The 20,482-nt window shown below is 50.6% G+C and carries 16 protein-coding genes; 10 read left to right on the top strand and 6 right to left on the bottom strand.

Annotated features, from left to right (window positions below):
* Positions 1 to 7 precede the first annotated feature (7 nt).
* The 5 genes from ycf46 to GS601_RS10615 all read left to right on the top strand — a co-directional run bounded on the left by ycf46 (position 8) and on the right by GS601_RS10615 (position 5,790).
* On the top strand, positions 8 to 1,516 hold the full coding sequence (gene ycf46 / locus GS601_RS10635) for a stress-responsive protein Ycf46 (protein ID WP_162423259.1): 1,509 nt from the start codon (positions 8 to 10) through the stop codon (positions 1,514 to 1,516).
* Positions 1,517 to 1,665: 149 nt separating this feature from the next.
* Positions 1,666 to 2,019, top strand: coding sequence for a DUF1257 domain-containing protein (locus GS601_RS10630; RefSeq protein ID WP_162423258.1), 354 nt, complete (start codon positions 1,666 to 1,668; stop codon positions 2,017 to 2,019).
* 85 nt (positions 2,020 to 2,104) lie between these two features.
* Positions 2,105 to 2,974: a 3'(2'),5'-bisphosphate nucleotidase CysQ family protein gene (locus tag GS601_RS10625; RefSeq protein WP_162423257.1), complete on the top strand. Its 870-nt coding sequence runs from the start codon at positions 2,105 to 2,107 to the stop codon at positions 2,972 to 2,974.
* A 200-nt stretch (positions 2,975 to 3,174) separates the two neighbouring features.
* Positions 3,175 to 3,864 carry a Crp/Fnr family transcriptional regulator gene (locus GS601_RS10620; protein ID WP_162423256.1) on the top strand — a complete coding sequence of 230 codons (690 nt, stop codon included), beginning with the start codon at positions 3,175 to 3,177 and terminating at the stop codon, positions 3,862 to 3,864.
* 78 nt (positions 3,865 to 3,942) lie between these two features.
* Positions 3,943 to 5,790: a M61 family metallopeptidase gene (locus GS601_RS10615; protein ID WP_162423255.1), complete on the top strand. Its 1,848-nt coding sequence runs from the start codon at positions 3,943 to 3,945 to the stop codon at positions 5,788 to 5,790.
* Positions 5,791 to 5,853: 63 nt separating this feature from the next.
* Here the strand turns inward: GS601_RS10615 and GS601_RS10610 are convergent, their stop codons facing one another.
* Positions 5,854 to 6,261 (bottom strand): hypothetical protein, encoded by a 408-nt coding sequence (locus tag GS601_RS10610; protein ID WP_162423254.1) that lies wholly within the window; start codon positions 6,259 to 6,261, stop codon positions 5,854 to 5,856.
* 287 nt (positions 6,262 to 6,548) lie between these two features.
* Here GS601_RS10610 and smc point away from each other — a divergent pair, with 287 nt between their 5' ends.
* From smc to GS601_RS10595, 3 genes are all read left to right on the top strand, one after another.
* The gene (gene smc, locus GS601_RS10605; protein ID WP_162423253.1) at positions 6,549 to 10,271 is read left to right on the top strand and encodes a chromosome segregation protein SMC; all 3,723 of its coding nucleotides are present in this window, start codon (positions 6,549 to 6,551) and stop codon (positions 10,269 to 10,271) included.
* Between the two features lie 133 nt (positions 10,272 to 10,404).
* Entirely contained in the window at positions 10,405 to 11,547 is a 1,143-nt protein-coding gene (locus GS601_RS10600; protein ID WP_162423252.1) for a PRC-barrel domain-containing protein, read from the top strand.
* A gap of 94 nt (positions 11,548 to 11,641) precedes the next feature.
* Positions 11,642 to 12,040: a hypothetical protein gene (locus GS601_RS10595; RefSeq protein ID WP_162423251.1), complete on the top strand. Its 399-nt coding sequence runs from the start codon at positions 11,642 to 11,644 to the stop codon at positions 12,038 to 12,040.
* Positions 12,041 to 12,109: 69 nt separating this feature from the next.
* Here GS601_RS10595 and GS601_RS10590 read toward each other — a convergent pair whose 3' ends face one another.
* Complete coding sequence (locus GS601_RS10590; RefSeq protein ID WP_162423250.1) at positions 12,110 to 12,475, bottom strand: PDDEXK family nuclease; 366 nt, start codon at positions 12,473 to 12,475, stop codon at positions 12,110 to 12,112.
* Positions 12,476 to 12,602: 127 nt separating this feature from the next.
* On the opposite strand from GS601_RS10590, the gene groL reads away from it, so the two are divergent.
* Positions 12,603 to 14,282, top strand: coding sequence for a chaperonin GroEL (gene groL / locus GS601_RS10585; RefSeq protein WP_162423249.1), 1,680 nt, complete (start codon positions 12,603 to 12,605; stop codon positions 14,280 to 14,282).
* 95 nt (positions 14,283 to 14,377) lie between these two features.
* Here groL and GS601_RS10580 read toward each other — a convergent pair whose 3' ends face one another.
* Entirely contained in the window at positions 14,378 to 15,238 is an 861-nt protein-coding gene (locus GS601_RS10580) for a hypothetical protein (RefSeq protein WP_162423248.1), read from the bottom strand.
* 170 nt (positions 15,239 to 15,408) lie between these two features.
* On the bottom strand, positions 15,409 to 16,122 hold the full coding sequence (locus GS601_RS10575; protein WP_162423247.1) for a class I SAM-dependent methyltransferase: 714 nt from the start codon (positions 16,120 to 16,122) through the stop codon (positions 15,409 to 15,411).
* Between the two features lie 625 nt (positions 16,123 to 16,747).
* Between GS601_RS10575 and aroF the strand changes: the two genes are divergently transcribed.
* The gene (aroF, locus tag GS601_RS10570) at positions 16,748 to 17,620 is read left to right on the top strand and encodes a 3-deoxy-7-phosphoheptulonate synthase (RefSeq protein WP_162423246.1); all 873 of its coding nucleotides are present in this window, start codon (positions 16,748 to 16,750) and stop codon (positions 17,618 to 17,620) included.
* Positions 17,621 to 17,707: 87 nt separating this feature from the next.
* Here the strand turns inward: aroF and prmA are convergent, their stop codons facing one another.
* Positions 17,708 to 18,598 (bottom strand): 50S ribosomal protein L11 methyltransferase, encoded by an 891-nt coding sequence (prmA, locus tag GS601_RS10565; protein WP_162423245.1) that lies wholly within the window; start codon positions 18,596 to 18,598, stop codon positions 17,708 to 17,710.
* Positions 18,599 to 18,786: 188 nt separating this feature from the next.
* Positions 18,787 to 20,367, bottom strand: coding sequence for a phosphoglycerate dehydrogenase (serA, locus tag GS601_RS10560; protein WP_162423244.1), 1,581 nt, complete (start codon positions 20,365 to 20,367; stop codon positions 18,787 to 18,789).
* Positions 20,368 to 20,482: the final 115 nt, after the last annotated feature.

The following is a 20,482-nucleotide window of genomic DNA, read 5'->3' as shown; positions in this document are numbered from 1 at the left end:
AGTGGTTATGCAAGAAGAGCTAAATATTCTCGTACAGGCTCAATATCCCCTAATTTATCTAGTGACTTCCGAAGAGGAGCGGGCAGAGCAAACGATCGCCGCGATCGCCCAAGCCAAACCTCAGCGTCGCGTGTTTTTGTGGACTGTGACGCACGGTATTGTTGAATATGGTCAGCCCCGCAACGTGACTCAGCACAATACAGTTTCCCCTGAAGCTGCGATTGAGTGGGTAATGCGACAGAAAGAACCTGGGCTTTTTGTGTTCAAGGACTTGCATCCGTTCATTGATTCTCCAGCCGTAAAGCGATGGTTGCGGGATGCGATCGCAAGCTTTAAAGGCACGCAAAAATCAATTCTGCTCATGTCTCCGGTTCAAGAGGTGCCGATCGAGCTTGAGAAGGAAGTGGTCGTGATTGATTTCGCAATGCCAAGCATGACAGAACTCGATCAGGTCCTGACAAGCCAGCTTGACCAAATTCGTACCCGTCGTATCACGACGGAAACTCGTGAAAAGCTTTTGAAAGCAGCGCTGGGATTGACTCGCGACGAAGCTGAGAAAGTCTATCGAAAGGCATATGTTACTACAGGTCGCCTGACCGAAGAAGAAGTTGATATTGTTCTTTCAGAGAAGAAGCAACTGATTCGTCGTAATGGCATCCTAGAGTTTATGGAAGAGGATGAAACGATCGAGTCTGTTGGCGGTCTAGAGGAGCTAAAGCGTTGGCTGAAACAGCGTTCTAATGCCTTTACGGAGCGAGCACGAGAGTATGGGTTGCCTCAGCCGAAAGGCATGCTGATTTTGGGTGTTCCAGGATGTGGCAAGTCGTTGATTGCAAAAACCACTTCCCGTTTGTGGGGGTTGCCTTTGATTCGGCTCGATATGGGTCGTGTCTACGACGGCTCAATGGTCGGGCGATCGGAAGCGAATTTGCGAAATGCTTTGAAGACTGCCGAATCAATTTCTCCTGCTATCCTGTTCATTGATGAGATGGACAAGGCATTCGCAGGCAGTACTGGGTCATCCGATTCAGATGGTGGCACTTCTAGCCGTATCTTTGGTTCGTTCTTAACCTGGATGCAAGAGAAAACCTCTCCGGTCTTTGTGATGGCAACCGCCAACCGAGTCGAGCGGCTCCCTGGAGAATTTCTACGGAAAGGGCGTTTTGATGAGATCTTCTTTGTCGATTTGCCCAATGCCGAAGAGCGCAAAGAGATCTTTGACATTCACCTTATCAAGCGTCGCCGCGACATTACTCGCTTTGATCTCGATCAGCTAGCCAATGTGTGCGATGGCTTTTCAGGAGCAGAAATTGAGCAAGCGCTAGTCGCTGCAATGTATGACGCTTTTGCTCAAGACCGAGAGTTTACTCAACTAGATATTATTGCGGCGTGCCGAGCTACGATGCCGCTATCTAAGACAATGACCGAGCAGGTAACAGCCCTACGGGACTGGGCTAGGCAGCGAGCGCGACCTGCGGCGTCCTCAGTTGCTGAGTATCAGCGACTTGAGTTCTAAAGCTTTCTCCTGCTCCCAACAGGAGGAAAGGCTGGCTTGATGCCAGCAGCCAAACAGCAATTAGGCTTCAGGTTTCCACTGAGCGCTGATTGCGATTCTCAACAAAAAAACGTTGTCGTTGTATTCAACTTTCCACGGAGGAAACCCCAATGTCTCACTTTAGCACCCTACGTACCAAAATCACTGAAGCTGAAATCCTTACCTCTTCTCTTCGTGACTTGGGCATTGCCACCAAGACCGAGGCTGATGTTCGCGGTTATAACGGACAGCGTGTTCGTGCTGACATCGTTGCTGTTCTTGAGGGTGAATACGATTTGGGCTGGTCTCGCAACGCAGATGGTTCTTTCGACTTGATCGCTGACCTCTGGGGTGTTGCTAAGAAGCACAACCAGACTGAACTGATCAACTCGATCAACCAGAAGTACGCTGTGAACAGAACTTTGGCTGAAGTCAAGCGCCCTGGATTGCAAAATGCCAACGTTAAGTTGGTTGTTCAAAAGTAGTTTCTCTGCGCGTTCCCAAGCTGGCGGGTTAACTTAGGGTTAGCCCGTTTTTTGTGTCAAAATGGCACTGCTGTGAGGATTCGCTATGACCGACCTAGTATTAGACGCTGAAATTCGCCAGATTATTCGATCGTGTGGGCAACAAGCAAAATATCTGGCATCTCAAGCGTTTGAGGTATCTCAGAAGGGTCCTAATGATTTTGTGACGAGTGTGGATCAAGCCTTGGATCGCGCCTTGACCGAGCAATTTACAGCCCTCTTTCCTGGCGATCGCATCATCTCAGAAGAAAACGCTGGTTCTAGACACTATTTTCAAGCAAATCATCGGCTGTGGTGTATTGATCCGCTAGATGGGACAAACGATTTCATTCAAGGCGATCGCAACTATTCGGTTTTAGTAGGCGTGTTAGAGAAAAAGGGCGCGGGTCACAAAACCGTGATAGAACCGAGCGCCGGATGGATCTACGCTCCAGAGTTTGACCTGATGTATCACAGCACTTCAACTTCTGGCATCTGGAGAACTCAAGGAGATGCTGCTCCTGAAGTGTTGCACCCCGTCGAGCCTTCCCGCGCTGCTCGTCCTAAAGTGATGATTGGCGAAGCTGATTTCGCCAACTTTGGCACCCTCTTGAGTGAAGCAATTCCAGATTTGGAATTTGTTCGCTCTCCTGGCAGTTTTGGCTTGAAGGTCGTGAATGCAGCCTTAGGAGAAGCGGCAATGTATGTCTACTTCAACAAACGGGTGAAGATATGGGATACGGTTGCCTCAATTGCGATCGCTCAAACCGCCGGCTTGGTCTGTTGCGATCTAGAAGGTGAGCCAATTAGCTATGCGGGCGACCACATTAATTTAGAAACTTTAGCGCATCAGCAATCCATCGTGATTGGATGGGCATCTTATGTAGAGTCACTACTTCCTCGCATGAGGAGTGCGATGCTGTCGGCTGCCGCCTAATAGCTTGTGTTCTCCAGTCTATCTAAGCAGTTCGGCAAACTCGTCTCATTTGCAGACCATCAGATCGTTTGACACTTGCTGCTGAGCGTTTGCTGCCGAGCAAGTCATTAACTCTCTGACCTGTAGAAAACAGCGCGTCTCTGTTAGACATAGTTGTTGAGTGACCTTCTACCACACACGCTTATCCCTGAAGATCTGTCATGCAGACTGAAGTTTTCAGTGAGTTATTTCCATTGTTGGCCGCGGCAAATCCAGAAACGCTGGATTGGCTTCTGTCCGTTGCAACTGAGCATGAGTACCCCACTGGCAGAGCCGTTTTGATGGAGGATGCCTGGGGAAATGCGGTTTATTTTGTCGTCTCAGGCTGGGTAAAAGTTCGACGGCACTCTGGTACAGGGGAAGACGTTTCCACGTTGGCGATTTTAGGACGGGGCGACTTTTTTGGAGAGATGGCAATTCTCGATGAGTCGCCGCGATCGACTGATGTAATTGCCCTCTCCAATGTACGCCTCCTGAGCATTTCTGCTCAACGATTCATCCAAACTCTCTTTAAAGATCCGCAGCTTCATCATCGGATGCTGCAACTCATGGTAAGACGACTGCGACAAACAAATATTCGCTTTCAGCTTCGCCATCAACCGCCTGCTATCAAGCTGGTCAACACCTTGTCTTTGCTGGGCGAAAATTATGGCGATAAAGTAGGCGCAGGAGCCGAAATCTTTAACATTCCAGCTAGAGATTTAGCAGATGTAACCGATATCACCGTTGAGGAAACCGCAAAGATTCTAGAAAAGCTGAGTGACAAAGGCTGGCTCAAGGTCAACGCTGAGCGGCAAGTCATTTCTCTGATGAATCTTCAACAGTTGAATCAGTTGGGGGGAAAGCGGTAAGCGGCGAGGCAGACAAATGAGGCATGATAAGGGATAACACTCTCGATCGCTCTTCATTGATTATTGCGAGGTAAGTCTATGGACCGTGAGGATTTTGAACTGACTCAATCTACCGGAGGTTCGCTTCGCGAGCCGCCCCTTGTCAGCACTTCCTCAACAGCAGGATTAGACCTTCTACCCTCAAGCGATTGCGCGATATTGTATCAAGTGGCGATGCCTCAACCAGAATCTCATCTGTTCGAGGTGACGTTACGGGTGCACGATTGGCAGGCACAGACTCTTGATTTAAAAATGCCCGTTTGGACACCAGGCTCTTATCTAGTGCGCGAATATTCACGGCATTTGCAAGACTTCGCGGCATTTTCTGAACCTGAAGGAACTCCACTTCGGTGGCAGAAGATGAGCAAAAATCATTGGCAGATTGAGACTCAGGGCAGGTCAGAACTAGTAGTTTGCTACCGAGTATTTGCCAACGAGTTAACCGTTCGGACAAACCATTTAGATGCGACCCACGGATATTTCAATAGTGCGGCGCTGTTCTGCTTTGTGGCAGGGTTTCAGCATGTCCCAATTCGCGTCAAGATTGTGCCACCACCTGGATGGGCTGTGACTACGGCTCTGCCTTCTAACCGAGAGAACAATACTTTTGAAGCAGAAAACTTTGATGCGCTGGTTGATAGCCCGTTTGAAGTGGGTCAGCACCAAATTTATCCTTTTGAGGTTTTGGGTAAGTCTCATGAGTTTGCAATTTGGGGACGGGGGAATTTGGATGTCGATCGCATCATCAACGACACTCAAAAAATCATAGAAGTCGAAGCGGCAATATTTGGTGGGCTGCCCTACGATCGCTACATTTTTTTCCTACACTTAACGGCTCAAGCCTTTGGTGGATTGGAGCATAAAAATAGCTGTTCGCTGATTTATTCGCGGTTGGGGTTCCGGGCAAAAGATGGGTATGAGCGGTTTATGCAGCTTGTCGCTCACGAATTTTTTCATCTGTGGAATATCAAACGAATTCGCCCTAAAGCATTGGAAGTGTTTGATTACGAGCGTGAGAACTATACGCCATCGCTGTGGTTTAGCGAAGGAACAACCAGCTTCTACGATTTGCTCATTCCGTTTCGGGCAGGGATTTATGATGCAAAAACCTATCTTGATGCGCTGAGTCGAGAAATCTCGCGCTATCTGACCACGCCAGGACGCTTGGTACAGCCATTGAGCGAATCGAGCTTTGATGCGTGGATTAAGCTTTATCGCCCTGATTCAAATAGCGCGAATTCTCAAATTTCCTATTATTTGAAAGGAGAAATGGTGACGCTGTTGCTAGATTTGGCGATTCGGAGCAGGCATCAAAATCAGCGATCGCTAGACGATGTGATGCGCCATTTGTGGGAGCAGTTTGGTAAAGACGAGGTGGGATTTACACCAGAACACTTGAAGTCTGTGCTCGAATCGGTGGCAGGATTTGATTTGACAGACTTTTGCGATCGCTATATTGACAGCACGGAAGAACTGCCGTTTGACGAGTATCTCTCTGGCTTCGGCTTGCGTCTGGTCTCCCAAGATGAAACTGGCATACCCACTATTGGGATGACCGTAAAAACGGAAGGCGGGCGCGAAATGGTGAAGTTTGTCGAAGCAAATTTACCCGCCCAACGCGCCGCGATCGATCCAGGAGATGAACTGGTGGCAATCGATGGATTGCGCGTGGGGGCAGGGCAGTTGAACGAGCGATTGAAAGACTACCAATCTGGCGACACTATTGAAGTGACGGTGTTTCACGGCGATGAGTTGAAGCTGCGATCGTTAACCCTTGCCCCCCCTCGCATAACTCAGCATCACCTCAAAGCGATCGCGCATCCGTCCACTGTTCAACAGCAAAATTTTGAGGGTTGGCTTGGCGTTTCCCTATCAGCCGTGACTTGATCTAGCGCTGGGAGTTGGGCTAGCCTAAGAAAAGCAGAGCGAACAGATCAAAGGGCTAAGGCGTTAAATAAAGCTTTCTGCTTCTGGATCAAAGACAACCGCTTGCGGAAACTCTTTCATGGCTTTGAGAACCCGCACATAGTCATCAAAATATTCCAAATCTGGATCGGCATCGCAACTAATATCAAATCGGAATCCGTAGGTTGCCAATTCGGCTTGATCTGTGCGATCGCAGCCAAATAGCTCCACAATACTTTGGGTTTCTTCGAGCACCGTCGGAGACGCATCTGCCCAAATGTAAAGCGACCAGTCGTTGATAAACAGCGTTAGTTGAGTCTCTTCTCGAAAGACCTCGATCGCGCCGCTCTGTCCTGCCACAGTAGAATTTAGGGCTGAGCGCAGTTTTGCCTCAACTTGTTCAAGGGAAACCAAAGCAGCCGTTGGGAGCATCACCATTGCTGTGTATGACATTTACAGAATTCTCACTCAACAGTAAAAACAGTTTTATGGAAACTAGGAACTGGGTGATGCTTTAGTCTACAAAGGAAAGGGTTGCGAAAAGTACGTTTCCCTGTAGAATTGCACCAACTTGTACCACCAATTTCTACCAAAATTGCATTGCAGACTCTCAATTCGTATAGATCATCCGTTCTAAGTGTGTTATCAATGATAAAAATCGCCAGTTTTTGGTTCGTGACATTAGTTTGAGGCTAAACTGAACACTAATTTTTCATTTTTACCTGTTTTAACTACCGCCTGTGTACGTCAAGCGTGTTGAACTAACTAACTTTAAATCGTTTGGGGGCACGACGCCAATTCCGTTGCTGCCGGGGTTTACTGTGATTTCGGGTCCCAACGGTTCCGGAAAGTCGAACTTGCTAGATGCGCTACTGTTTTGCTTGGGGTTGGCAGGGTCTAAGGGCATGCGAGCAGAGCGGTTGCCCGATTTGGTGAACCAAACGCAGAGCAGCAAAGGGCGATCGAGCGTTGAAGCGATCGTCACAGCGACGTTTGATCTGTCAGATGAAATAGAGGTTCTGAACGCGCTAAACAATCCGAATGAAGAGAATGCAGAAGTTTCGCTCAATTCTAATGATCATGAGGCTACCAACGGTGATAGCTCCCATAGAAGCACCTCTGAATTAAATCGCGATAAGTCTAATGGGCACAGGGAAAATAAGGGGAATGGCAGTAATGGAAATGCCAACGCCAATGCTGAGTGGAGCGTCACGAGAAAGCTTCGAGTGACACAACAAGGAACGTATACCTCAAACTATTTTATCAATAGTGAACCGTGCACGTTAACTGAGTTACATGAACAATTGAATCGTCTGCGTATATACCCCGAAGGATATAATATTGTCCTTCAAGGAGACGTAACGCGAATCATTTCGATGAATGGGCGAGAACGGCGCGAAATTATTGATGAATTAGCAGGCGTAGCATCCTTCGATCGCAAGATTAACCAAGCCAAAGACAAACTGAATGCAGTCAAAGAGCAAGAAGATAAGTTTCGGATCGTCGAGACCGAGCTAATTGCTCAGCGCGATCGCTTGGCACAAGATCGGCTGAAGGCTGAGAAATATAAGAAACTCCGGGCTGAAGTTCAGGCAAAAGCGCTATGGGAAGTTATCATCCGGTTTCAAGAGGCAGAAAAAAATATCCGAAACGTCCAGGAGCAAATTCAATCTGACGCGAAACAAACGGTTGACCTCACTGAGCAGTTAACCGCGCTGCAAACCGAGCTTGAGAAAACGTCTATCGAGTTAGAAAAGCTGAATGCCCATGTGCGATCGCTAGGCGAAGAAGAGCAGCTTGCCGTGCAATCGACCTTGGCAACCCGCGAAGCAGAACTGCGCCAACTTCAGCGCCAAGCCGACGATCTCACTGTTGCCCGTGGCGAGATGACCAAGAGCTTGACGCGATCGCAGCAAGACCTGAGCGACCATTTGCAAACCTTAGAATCGCTGACCCAAGAGCAGCAAACCGTCGGATCGAGAGAACTTGCGATCGCAACTCAACAGCGAGATGCGGCGCGGCGCAACCTCGAAGAACGCCGGGAAGACGCGAGCAATTCTGCGGCGAGTGCAGAAGCATGGGTGCAAGAGCAAACCCAATTGCACCATCAGATCGAAACATTAACCAAAACCTTGGAGCCTCAGCGCACCGAGCAGGCCCGTCTGCGGGAGAAAACCGAGCAACTCGAACGGCAAGTTCAAGAGCAAGCCGACCTGCTGCAAACGATCGAACAGCAGCTTCACGCAACCCAAACCGAACACGCAAATCTCAACTCTCAATTAGCAACACGAACTCAGGAAGTGCAATCTTCTACACAAGCGGTGTCTGAAGCTGAAACCGAGCTAAAAATTCAGCAGGAAACCCAAACACGCCTGCTAAACGAACAACGGGAAAAACAACGCAAGTTAGATAAATTAGAAGCGCAGGTGCAAGCCACTCAGGAAGCCCAAGGAACCCAAGCCTCACAGGTGATTTTGCAAATGGGATTGTCGGGGGTGTGTGGCTTGGTGGCGCAACTGGGGCAGGTGGAACCGCGCTACCAGCTTGCTTTGGAAACGGCGGCAGGCGGAAGACTGGCAAGCATTGTGGTTGAGGATGATGCGATCGCTGCCGCCGCGATTGAACTTCTCAAGCAAAGACGCGCCGGACGAGCCACCTTTCTGCCGCTCAATAAGATCAGAGCGCCCCACATTCCCCATCTCTCGACCCAACGGGCAATGCGCGGTTGCCTCGATTATGCCGTCAATCTGATTGAGTTTGAAGACAAATATTACGACATTTTTGCGTATGTTTTTGGCACAACCTTGATTTTTGAAACCCTAGAGGATGCCCGTCGCCACTTGGGGCAGCATCGCATCGTGACCTTGGGCGGAGAACTGCTCGAAACCAGTGGTGCCATGACCGGAGGAAGCGCAGGGCATCGATCGTCGCTGAAATTTGGCAAAGGCACTGCCGCCGAATCACCAGACGTGATTGCCCTGCGAAACCGGCTCACCGAAATCGATCGGATCTTGGCGCACTGCGATCGCGCCATCTTGAGCGCCAGCGATCGCCAAAAAGAACGGACTCAATGGCTGATCGAGGCACGGCAACACCTGCGTGAACTGCAACTCAACACCGAGCAAGCGCAAAAAGAGGTGGATCGCTTAGAAAAGCAGCGCGACCAGCTTGCGCCCCAGCTTGAAACCCATCGCCAAGCCCTCGCCGTGGCTCAGCATCGTCTGCAAGCGTTGGATACTGGCGTACCGATCCAAGAACAGCAGCTTGATCACCTTCGTCAGGCGGTGGCAACCCTAGAGCAATCGCAAACCCACAGCGAATGGCAGCAGATTCAAGCCGCCTTGAGATCGCTCGAAGCCGACCTCAACGACAAAGACCTCTGCCTCCGCACGATTGAACAACGCATTCAAACCCTCGAAACCCAGCGTCAGCGATTGCAAGAGAAGATCGAACAAGGGCAAATTCGGATCGCCGAGCAGCGATCGCAGCAAACAGTTCAGCTTCAGCAGCACGCCGAAAACTCAAGTCAGCAAGTCACTGTTCGTCAACACATTGCCGAACTGACCACGGCAATGGCTGCCCTCGACCAAAAACTAGGCGAAGAGCGGCGCAAACGAGATATCGTCGATCGCCAACTCCGCGATCAGCAAACCCAGCAGCAGCAGCTTAACTGGCAGCGTGATAAAGTCCACGAAACTCAGCAAGCTCGCCGCGCCCAACTGATCGAGATGCAAGCGCAACTCGAATCTCAACGCGCTGACTTGCCCGATCCCCTGCCGGATATTCCAGTCGATGCCGATCGCAATCTAGGTCAACTCCAGCACGACATTCGCTCGATGCAGAAACGGCTTCAGGCAATGGAACCGGTGAATATGCTGGCGCTAGAAGAGTACGATCGCACCCAAACCCGCCTCGAAGAACTGACCGACAAGCTCAAAACCCTCGAAGATGAACGCACCGAACTATTGCTCAGAATCGAAACCTTTACTACCCTGCGCTGCCGCGCCTTTATGGAAGCTTACGAAGCCGTAGACAAAAACTTTCAGGCGATTTTTGCAACGCTTTCAGAAGGGGATGGACGGTTGCAGTTAGAAGACCCCGACGATCCCTTCAACGGCGGGCTTAATCTCATCGCCCACCCCAAAGGAAAACCCGTTCAGCGCCTTGCTTCTATGTCTGGGGGCGAAAAGTCTCTCACTGCCCTAAGTTTTATCTTTGCCTTGCAGCGCTACCGCCCTTCGCCCTTTTACGCCTTTGATGAAGTAGACATGTTTCTAGACGGCGCAAATGTAGAGCGATTGTCTAGAATGATCAAACAAGAGGCACAGCAAGCACAGTTTATTGTCGTGAGTCTGCGCCGTCCGATGATCGAATCGGCTCAACGGACGATTGGCGTGACTCAAGCGCGGGGAGCCTACACTCAAGTTTTGGGAATCAAACTGCCACAAAGCGCTTCTGTATAGCTCACGCTTACCGAATCTTTCCGGTAGGGATTACCGCTACACCCGGATCGCATACCCGTAGGTATATGATGATGAGATTCGGAACTATGATTTTATTAGTAGACAAGGTTTGTAACGCAGGATTCGGGACACAATGACAGAAGAATTTCGCCAACGCTCCGACATTCTTGGAACTCAGGTCATCACCCGCACCGCCGGAAAGCGACTAGGCGTGGTGAGTCAGCTTTGGGTTGATATTGATCGTCAGGAAGTGGTAGCTCTCAGTCTCCGCCCGAATCTGTTCTACGGCACCCCCCAACCGATGATGCTCTCCAGCATTCGCCAGATTGGAGATGTGATTTTGGTGGATGATGACAACGTGATCGAAGATGTTGATCTTGAGGCTTATAGCAACTTAGTTGGCTGCGAAGTCATCACCGAAACAGGGGAGTTGCTGGGTAAAGTGCGCGGTTTCCGATTCGACATTGATAGCGGCAAAGTCGATACGCTGGTGATTGCCTCGATCGGGCTACCCCTCATCCCCGATCAGATCGTTAGCACTTACGAACTGCCGATTGATGAAGTGGTCAGTAGTGGTCCCGATCGCTTGATTGTGTATGAAGGCTCAGAAGACCGGATGACCCAAATTACCGTTGGCGTGTTAGAGCGGTTGGGTCTCGGCAAAGCGCCATGGGAACGGGAAGAAGAAGGTCAGTATCTCGCGCCGATCCGCACTGAAAATCAGCTACCGTCGGGTCAGCAAGTGCCGATGGAAGCACCGCCGCGCCGTGCCCCAGTGGTTGAAGAAACCTGGGACGAAGACACTTGGGAACCTGAACCGATCCAGAGACGCCAACCAGAGCCTGAGATGCGGCAGGCAGAACTGTATCCTCCTGTCTACGATGAGCCTGTCTACAGGGAACCGACCTATAGCGAACCTGCGTACAGTGAACCGACCTACAGTGAACCTGTCTACGACGAGGACGAAGCAGATAACTGGACTACGGCAAGTAACCGCGATGCCTACCTTCCTCAAGCGGATTACCCGAATGGGGAACCGAGCCGCGATCGCTATGAGGATGAGCCTGAATATGACGAAGATTTTGTCGATGAAGATGTCGAAGACATTGAAGTTGACTTTGTAGAGATCGAAGAACCCGCCACGCCAACTCAGCTTCAGCTTCCTGAGCCACCTGAAGACCCGTGGGCAGAGAAAACAGAAGATGACTATCAGCCCCAAGAACTTAAGCTGCCCGAAAAGCAGAAAGAGCCTGAATACGAGGAAGAAGGCTACTAAACTGTCATCTATGCCGTTGGGCTGAGGAATTGGAACTACAGGCGGTTGACCTTCTGCCATACTGGAGAAGAGAACGTTTTGCCCTGATTTGCTTATGTTTGGTACATTTCAGCAAAGTAGCCTCCGCATTGAAGTTGAGGCTTCTCAAGAGACCTTGCGGAATGGATTGACCCATCCCCGTGAGTTGCAAAAATGGCTGTGGTTTGAGCGCTTGTCTGCCGGGTTGCCCGATACCTTGCAGCCTGGAGTGAAATTTACGGGACAGATTGGCGCGATCGCAATCCAGCACCAGGTCGAACTGGCTGAACCCAATCGGATTCGATTCTTACTCAGCCAAGGCATTGATGGCTTCCACGAGTGGGCATGGGGAGACGGCTGGGTGCAATCGAGAATTGAAGGGATCTCGCTATTGCCAATCAATTTGGGTCAGACCATCAGCCTGTTGAGCTTAAAGCAGTATTTGGCGAGTCAAACTTCGCGGACGGATGCGTAAGAGAGTGAGGGGATCAAGCAATTGCTGAGCCAAAATTAGGATGTGCGATCGTCCCAGAAAAGGAAGGCATTAAAGATAAAATGCTGGCTCGAATCCGCTCCTCTCTGGCAGTTTCATTGTGATGGGTGTGTAGGATTGATACTCTTCTTCTGAATGGTCGAGTAGTACGGTCACAATGGTTGCCAATATATGGGCGTCGAACCCATGGGCGGGTAGAGGAGCCATCAGCAAAATTTCTCCCGGTCGGTATTTGATGCGGGAAATCGATTTGTCGTCGCTTCGCTGCCTAGTCAGCGCAAGATAGTCTTGCCAGTTTCCGAGCAGGCGGATGACGGTTCCAGGAGGCAAATTGATTTTCTCAGGAGATACGATCGCATACATTGAACCACCCCCGTTTTGCACGATTGATCGATCAATCGACGTTGATTTATCCATCCTATTTCTTGATAGTAAACGGGATAAATCAGGCAACTTACGGTTTTCCGATCCAAAAGGCATTAGCACTCAGAGGCTGTGAGTGCTAAATTATCTAATTGGAGAACTGCGAGATGAAACTAAACCTATGGCAAAGATTGTTGTTTTTAATGACGAGTCCCGGCAGGCGCTTGAGCGGGGTGTAAATGCCCTAGCTGATGCAGTGCGGGTGACCTTAGGTCCACGGGGACGGAACGTCTTGTTAGAGAAGAAGTATGGCGCACCTCAGATTGTGAATGATGGGGTAACGATCGCCAAAGACATTGAACTTGAAGATCCGTTAGAAAATACAGGTGCGGCGCTGATTCGCGAAGTCGCATCCAAAACGAAAGATTTGGCGGGTGATGGCACAACGACGGCAACGGTTCTTGCCCAAGCCATGATTCGCGAAGGCATGAAAAACGTGGCAGCCGGATCGAACCCCATCAGTTTGCGGCGCGGGATCGAAAAAGCGATCGCAACCCTTGTCACCGAAATTCAAGCCGTTGCTAAGCCTGTCGAAGGCAATGCGATCGCACAGGTTGCTACCGTATCATCGGGGGGCGATGAAGAAGTCGGCGCGATGATTGCTAAGGCAATGGATCGAGTCGGCAAAGATGGTGTGATCACGGTTGAAGAATCGAAATCTCTTGCCACAGAGATGGAAATTGTGGAAGGGATGCAGATCGATCGCGGCTACCTTTCACCCTACTTCGTCACCGATGTTGAGCGGCTGATCGTGGAATACGAAAACGCCGCTATCTTGCTTTGCGATAAGAAAATTAGCTCGATTCAAGACCTGGTTCCAGTCCTTGAAAAGATTGCCCGTGCGGGTCAGCCGTTGCTGATCATTGCCGAAGATATTGAAGGTGAAGCGTTGGCAACGCTGGTGGTAAACCGTCTGCGCGGCGTGTTGAATGCAGCCGCCATCAAAGCACCGGGATTTGGCGATCGCAGAAAGCAAATGCTCGAAGACATCGCCGTACTCACCGACGGTCAGGTGATTTCTGAAGAGATCGGCATGAGTCTCGACACAGCCACCCTTGAGATGTTGGGAACGGCTCGTAAAGTCACCATTACCAAAGACACTACCACGATCGTGTCAGACAACGACAACAGCGAAAACGTGAAGAAGCGCGTCGAACAACTGCGCCAAGAACTCGATCGCAGCGATTCTGACTACGACAAAGAAAAGATTTCAGAGCGGATCGCCAAACTGGCAGGCGGGGTTGCTGTGATCAAGGTCGGAGCCGCCACCGAAACCGAACTGAAGAATCGTAAACTCCGCATCGAAGACGCCCTCAACGCCACGAAAGCGGCAGTAGAAGAAGGCATCGTTCCCGGTGGGGGTGTTTCGCTGATTCACTTGGCAGCGAAGGTAACAGCGATGGCAGAAAATCTTAGCAGCGAAGAGAAGATCGGGGCTGAGATTGTGGTGCGATCGCTCGATGCTCCTCTGCGTCAGATTGCCGATAATTCAGGGGCAGAAGGCTTTGTGATCGTTGAGAAAGTTCGCGAAATGGACTTTAACTTCGGTTACAACGCGCTAACTGGCAACTACGAAGACTTGATCGCCTCTGGAATTGTTGATCCTGCCAAAGTCGTCCGCTCGGCGTTGCAAGATGCCGCTTCGATCGCAGGCATGGTCTTGACCACCGAAGCGCTCGTAGTTGAAAAGCCTGAACCCAAAGCAGCGGCTGGCGCTCCGGGTATGGACCCGATGGGCGGTATGGGTGGCATGGGCGGTATGGGTGGCATGGGCGGTATGGGTGGCATGGGCATGATGTAGTCCACCACTTCGCTTATATCAAATCCCTAGAAAGCCGTCGATCGAGTATTGCGATCGGCGGCTTTTTTATCAACGTCCGTATCCAACGGTTATCGCTATGGGCAACTGCTCATCGGCATACGCGGTCCTACGTTGATGCGATTCAAATTCGCGAGGTTTAGCGTGGAATTTTCGTACTGATGGCGATTTCCAACTCTCTGCCAGCGACCTAGTTTCAGAAATCCACCCGGATCAAACGAGGTATTGGCTCGGCTAGCAGGATTAGGCGACGGTTCGTAGGGAATCGCAATTCCAGTCAGGGTGTTGCCGCTCACGGTTCCTTTCACACAACTGCCCACATTATCGATCTGCCCAAATGATCCCACGATCTGGTTTCCCTGCTTCCGAAACAGAAATAATACGCCACCCCGTTTGAGGAGTTCATTATCACTGAGAATTCCTGACGCTTTACCATTCCAAAAGCGGTAGTTGCCATCTGGCAGATCAGAAACCCTACTAGAACTGGTGGGGGGCGGTGTTGATCCCGGAGTTGATCGACAGGTCAGCGTATCATTAACTACTTTGAAGCTGTCGCCCTCGCTAAAGCCCCGTAGCTCGTTGTAGTACTTGGGATCGTTCAGAAACAATTGCCGGGCTGCTGCAAGATTAGTTTTATACACAATCAGTTGCCGCGTTGATGCGATCGTAGCTGCCGGGGTTCCGCCGACGGGTGATGGAAACTGTTCATACTTAAATGTCGTGTTGCCGTCCGTTTCCTCAATGGTGAGAAATGTTCGCATTCCCAAAGGGTTGGGGGTTCCAGCATTGGAATTGAAACTACACGTTGTGGTTGCCGCCGTTTGAGCCAGCGTCGGTTGAGCCGAGGCAAGGGGGGCAACCAGTCCTGCAATTCCTCCCAAAAGGGCAACGACTGCCCAAGGCGTCGCGATCGGCGCACGGCGTAAGTCTATCAACATTGCGATCAGAGGGAAAAGAGATTTCGAGTTAAGCACGTTCAACATAGTCTAGGGGCGATGCTAAAAAATTGATGCTTCGCTATCCTACAGGGCAGAAGTGCAGTCATTGCAAAATTGACACCTGTTTTAACGAACATTTTGCCTGACAGTTCTATAAAACTATTGATCCATCATGTCCCTGACTTGATACCTCCAAAGGCTGCAAAACAACTATTTTTGTGAAGCACTTCAACTTGATTAAAACCAACTTCACGTAATAAATTTAGTTGGTACATCAGGGGTCGCGGCGTATCCTCTTGCTCGATGTAAGCAAACACCTCATCACGATACTCTTCATCTTTGAGTTGCGTTAAGTAGCCTGCGTAACGCTGCCACATCATCTCGTGAACTTGAGACGTAGAATGGGTGACAAGATCAACAATCCACAACGAGCCACTGGGTTTGAGTGCCTGATAGCATTTTGTGAACACCTGTTTCCAGTCCTGATCATCGCGCAAATGATGAAAAACGGCGGCGGCTAAGATGACATCAAACTGGGACTGCCCCAATTCTAAATCTCGTACATCTGCTTGAATAGCGGTAACATTGCCGGAAGTCGCCGAACCAACCCGTTGCACTGCACGATCGAGCATAGGCTGACTCAAATCAATCAGCGTAACGTTTAGATGCGGTAGAACTTCGAGCAACTTGAGTGAATAATTTCCCGCGCCACAACCAATGTCTAAAACGTGCGTTGCATCAGGTTTAGTGGCAGAGGCAGCCTGAACGACTAATTCCAACGAAACGGGTGCATCAATCGTTGCAGATTGTCCTGTCTCCAAATTGGAAAAGCGTTCAACATCGCTGTCAAAGCGTTGGCGGATTTGTTCTACTGTAGATTTCATTGTTCGTTGATAAGTAGCTGGGATCGTCAGAAACGTTCCTATAATACGCTGCTTCAGTGAGGTAAGCAGAAACGTTCCGCGATCGCGCTTGCATTACCCGTGCGTTGATGAATGTACTCAATTTTTGATGCGTCCCCTGCGGGTAACTTGAAGCAGGGTAAATTGAAGCGGTTCCTACGGAGTTGCGCTCTGCGCTAATCGCTCTCCTCCCCCAACCGGGGACTTGACTTCTGAAGATCCCTTTGTTACGGTCTAGAGTAATCAACATTCTTCCGAATCATTGTTTTTAGTGATGCACTACATCCCATCCTACTTTTACTTTTTTTGGCGAGAGGCGGTTCATCCGGCGTGAATGAAGCTTGTCTTCGCCTGGTGAACCGCAGAGTAACATCTGCGGTTTTTTAATGGGTTTCTGTTTTCATCGAGTTCTACCTTATCCCTCCTATGCCTTCCCTCACCCTTTGGTTTTTCGGCTTCTATTTTTGGCTCCCACTCCGTTCTGGGTGAAAGTTCTTCATGGAATTCTTCAGCCCGGAACTCAAACGGTTCTGGGCTTTTTTGTTGGTCAATCATCTGCTGTTCAGAAATTAGTTGTTCAGGAATTCGTTCTTAAGGAGTCATCGCAATGCAAGGCGCAACCCTAGTTACAAAGCTCACCTCTGACCACAAGACAATCGTGCCGCTCTCTGATCTCGTCTCTATCGGCGGTGCAGAGATCGTGATCATCGGCGGACCCTGCACCGTTGAAAGCTTGAGCCAGATGGAAACCGTCGCTCGTACTCTCAAGTCGGCTCCGATTCAAGCCCTCCGAGGAGGCGTCTACAAGCCGCGCACCTCACCTTACGCCTTCCAGGGAATGGGCAGCGAGGGACTAGAAATTTTGGCATCGGTGCGGCAACGCTATGACTTGCCGGTTGTGACCGAAGTGATGGCAATTTCCCAAATTGAGGAGATTGCCGCCGCTGCGGATATGTTGCAAGTCGGCAGCCGTAACATGCAGAATTTCGATTTGCTGAAGGCGTTGGGGCAGGCAAAGAAGCCAATTCTGCTTAAACGGGGGCTTGCCGCGACGATCGAAGAATTTGTGATGGCGGCAGAATACATTGTCAGCCATGGCAATTCACAAGTTGTTCTTTGTGAGCGGGGCATCCGCAGCTTCGATGCCTACACGAGAAATGTGTTGGATTTGGGCGCAGTCGCGGCATTGCGGCAGATTACTCACTTGCCGATTTTGGTTGATCCAAGTCATGCGGCGGGCAAGCGAGAACTGATTGCCGACTTATCAAGAGCCGCGATCGCGTGCGGAGCCGATGGGCTGATCGTTGAATGCCATCCCGATCCTGAACAGTCGGTTTCCGATGCCCGTCAAGCGCTTTGCCTCGCTGATATGGTCGCGTTGGTTCGCAGTTTAAAGCCGATCGCAGAAGCGGTTGGGCGCAAGCTATACGGCACAGAACTTGCCCTTAGCACACCCCGCAACTCTGAAGAGATTGCCTGATCCCAGCATTTTAGAAGGGTGCGATCGCGGGTGATTCCCCTTCTAACGCCTTGATCGTCGTTTGACGAGATTTTTAGCGATCGCACCTCACGATCGGCGCACATTCAAACAACACCAATCTCCTCGTTTCCAGAGGGCTGCCACAATCCACCCATTCGCTTCTAACGTATCCGCTACAGGTTTGGCTTGCTCTAGTAAAATGCCGCTTAAAATTCCCCAGGTTGAGGGCTTCACGATAGAATTCCACTGAGGAATCAAGTCAATAATTACTTCCGCTAAAATGTTGCACACTAACCCATCTACGGGTTCAACCAGCATGGTTTCTAACTGCTGAACGCTGCCTTCTTTCACCACCAATCGGTGCGGGTCAAGTTGGTTTAAGACGACGTTTTCATGGGTTGCCTTTACGGCTAATGGGTCAATATCAACGGCGTAGGCTTTCTTGGCACCCAGCAGCAAAGCCCCGACTGATAAAATTCCTGAACCACAGCCAACATCCGCCAACACTACATCTTGAGGATTTTCGCCAAGGCGCATTTCCAGCGCTTCTAGACAAAGCTGAGTTGTGGCATGATCCCCTGTGCCAAACGCCACCCCTGGTTCTAATTGCAGAATAATGCGATCGCACGCTTCTGGTTTGGGGAGCCACGCCGGATTAATCAAGAAGCGATCGCCGATGGGCTGCGGTTGCCAATGCACCTTCCAACTGCTCGCCCAATCTTCCTCATCAATCAATCCCCATTGCACGACGGGTGCAGGCAAGCCAACGCAAAGCGCATCTTGACGGAGCCACAGCGACAGGGCAGATAAGTCTAATAGCTGCGCTTTTTGCTGAGGCAAATAAGCCGACACCAAACACGATGATCCCTTCAGTTGGCTCGACGTTCCTCGGCAGCCAAATTTATCAAGCCGCCAATAGATCATCTCGTCTAGTGCCGCGTCGCCAAGGACTTGGATTTCCCACCAACTGTTTGCCATGAATTAAGAAGGGATGAGGAACGAAGAACATTGAACTGAAGAGTCGAAGGGGGTAGATCCGGATTGCCCTCTCCCGTAGAGAACCAAAGATTTCACTCATGCCGTGCCAGCCGTTTGTCTTCGCTCCTGTGGGAGGGAGAGAGGGCAGTGATGCGATCGCGCTTAGGCTTGGGTAAAGCATCCCTGATTTACAGCGTCACCGTGTAGGCATCTCGAATGCCTGAGACCTTCTTCACCTCCTCTAAAATATTGTCAGGCAGGGGATCATCAATACTGAGAACCATCACCGCATCCCCTCGAACGATTTTGCGCCCAACTTGCATACTGGCAATATTGACATTGAACCCACCCAGCAACGAGCCAATGCTACCAATGATGCCGGGCATATCGCGGTGCAGCGTAAACAGCATGTGGCGATTGGGCGGAACGTTGATCGGGAAGTCGTTGAGGCTGGTGATGCGGATTTCGTTATCTCCTAACAGCGCCCCGGTTACAGAATGCTCGCCGAGCGATCCTTTAGCCGTGAGTTGCAAGGAGCCTGCATAGTCTCTGACCGATGCATCCCGCGTTTCGATCACCCGAATTCCGCGTTCTTTCGCTTCGATGCTGGCGTTGACGTAATTCACTCGTTCCTGCAACGCATGGGACAACAGCCCCTTTAGGGCAGCAATCACGATCGGCTGACTTTGATTGGTTGCAAGTTCTCCTTGCAAGCCGATGTTAAGCGACTCGATGCGACCGCCTGCAAGCTGCCCAACCAGGTTTCCTAGGGTCTCTGCCAGTTGCAGATAAGGCTTGAGTTGCTCTAGCAGATCAGGGCGCAAGCCGGGAATGTTGACCGCTGATCGCGCAGGTAACCCAAGCAGCACATCGCGAATTTGCTCAGCCACATCCACCGCGACATTAACCTGAGCTTCTTCGGTAGAGGCTCCTAAGTGCGGTGTGAGAACAATCTCTTTGCCCAATGCCGTGAGCGGAGATTCTCCCAATGGCTCGGAGCCAAATACATCTAGGGCGGCTCCGGCAATTTTGCCTTCTTGCAGAGCGGCGGCGAGGGCGGCTTCGTCGATGATGCCACCTCGCGCACAGTTGATGATGCGAGTGGTGGGTTTCATCCGTGCGATCGCAGCGGCATTAATCAAGTTTGCAGTCTCTGGCGTTTTGGGAATATGCAGCGTGATGTAATCCGATTCTTGGAACAGCATATCGAGTTCGACCAGTCGGCAATTTAGCTGTTCTGCCCGCTCGACCGACACAAACGGATCGTACGCCAGCAGTTTCATCCCCATCGCCCGGGCAACAGTGGCAACATGAGCGCCAATTTTGCCCAATCCTACGACGCCTAGGGTCTTGTTATAGACCTCATTTCCGGTATAACTTTTGCGATCCCACTTGCCACTTTTGGTAGATTGGTTTGCATCCGGAATGTACCGAGACAGCGACATCATCATCGCTAGGGTATGTTCTGCCGCTGCGATCGTATTGCCTTCCGGAGAATTGACAACAACGATCCCGCGCCGCGTCGCTGCGGTGACATCGACGTTATCCACGCCAACGCCTGCCCGTCCGATAATTTTGAGATTCTTGCCTGCATCGATCACATCAGCCGTGACACGAGTTCCAGAGCGAATCATCAATGCATCGTATTCTGGAATAATTTGCACCAGTTGCTCCGGCGGCAACCCAGTTTTGATATCGACCTGGGCAACTTGGGAAAGAATATCAATTCCCACTTGATCGATGGGATCGGAAACAAGAACCTTGGGCATAACTACTACTGTTAGATGGGCGGAAATTAAGGGGCAGAGCGACGGGGAAGTTGAGACTCACTCCTTGCGTTAGCGTTGCCGCCAGCGTCTGTTCAAGACTTTCCCCAAACAGTCA

This window comes from Myxacorys almedinensis A (assembly GCF_010091945.1).
Classification (GTDB): Bacteria; Cyanobacteriota; Cyanobacteriia; order Leptolyngbyales; family Leptolyngbyaceae; genus Myxacorys; species Myxacorys almedinensis.
This window is presented reverse-complemented; position numbering and strand designations above follow the sequence as displayed.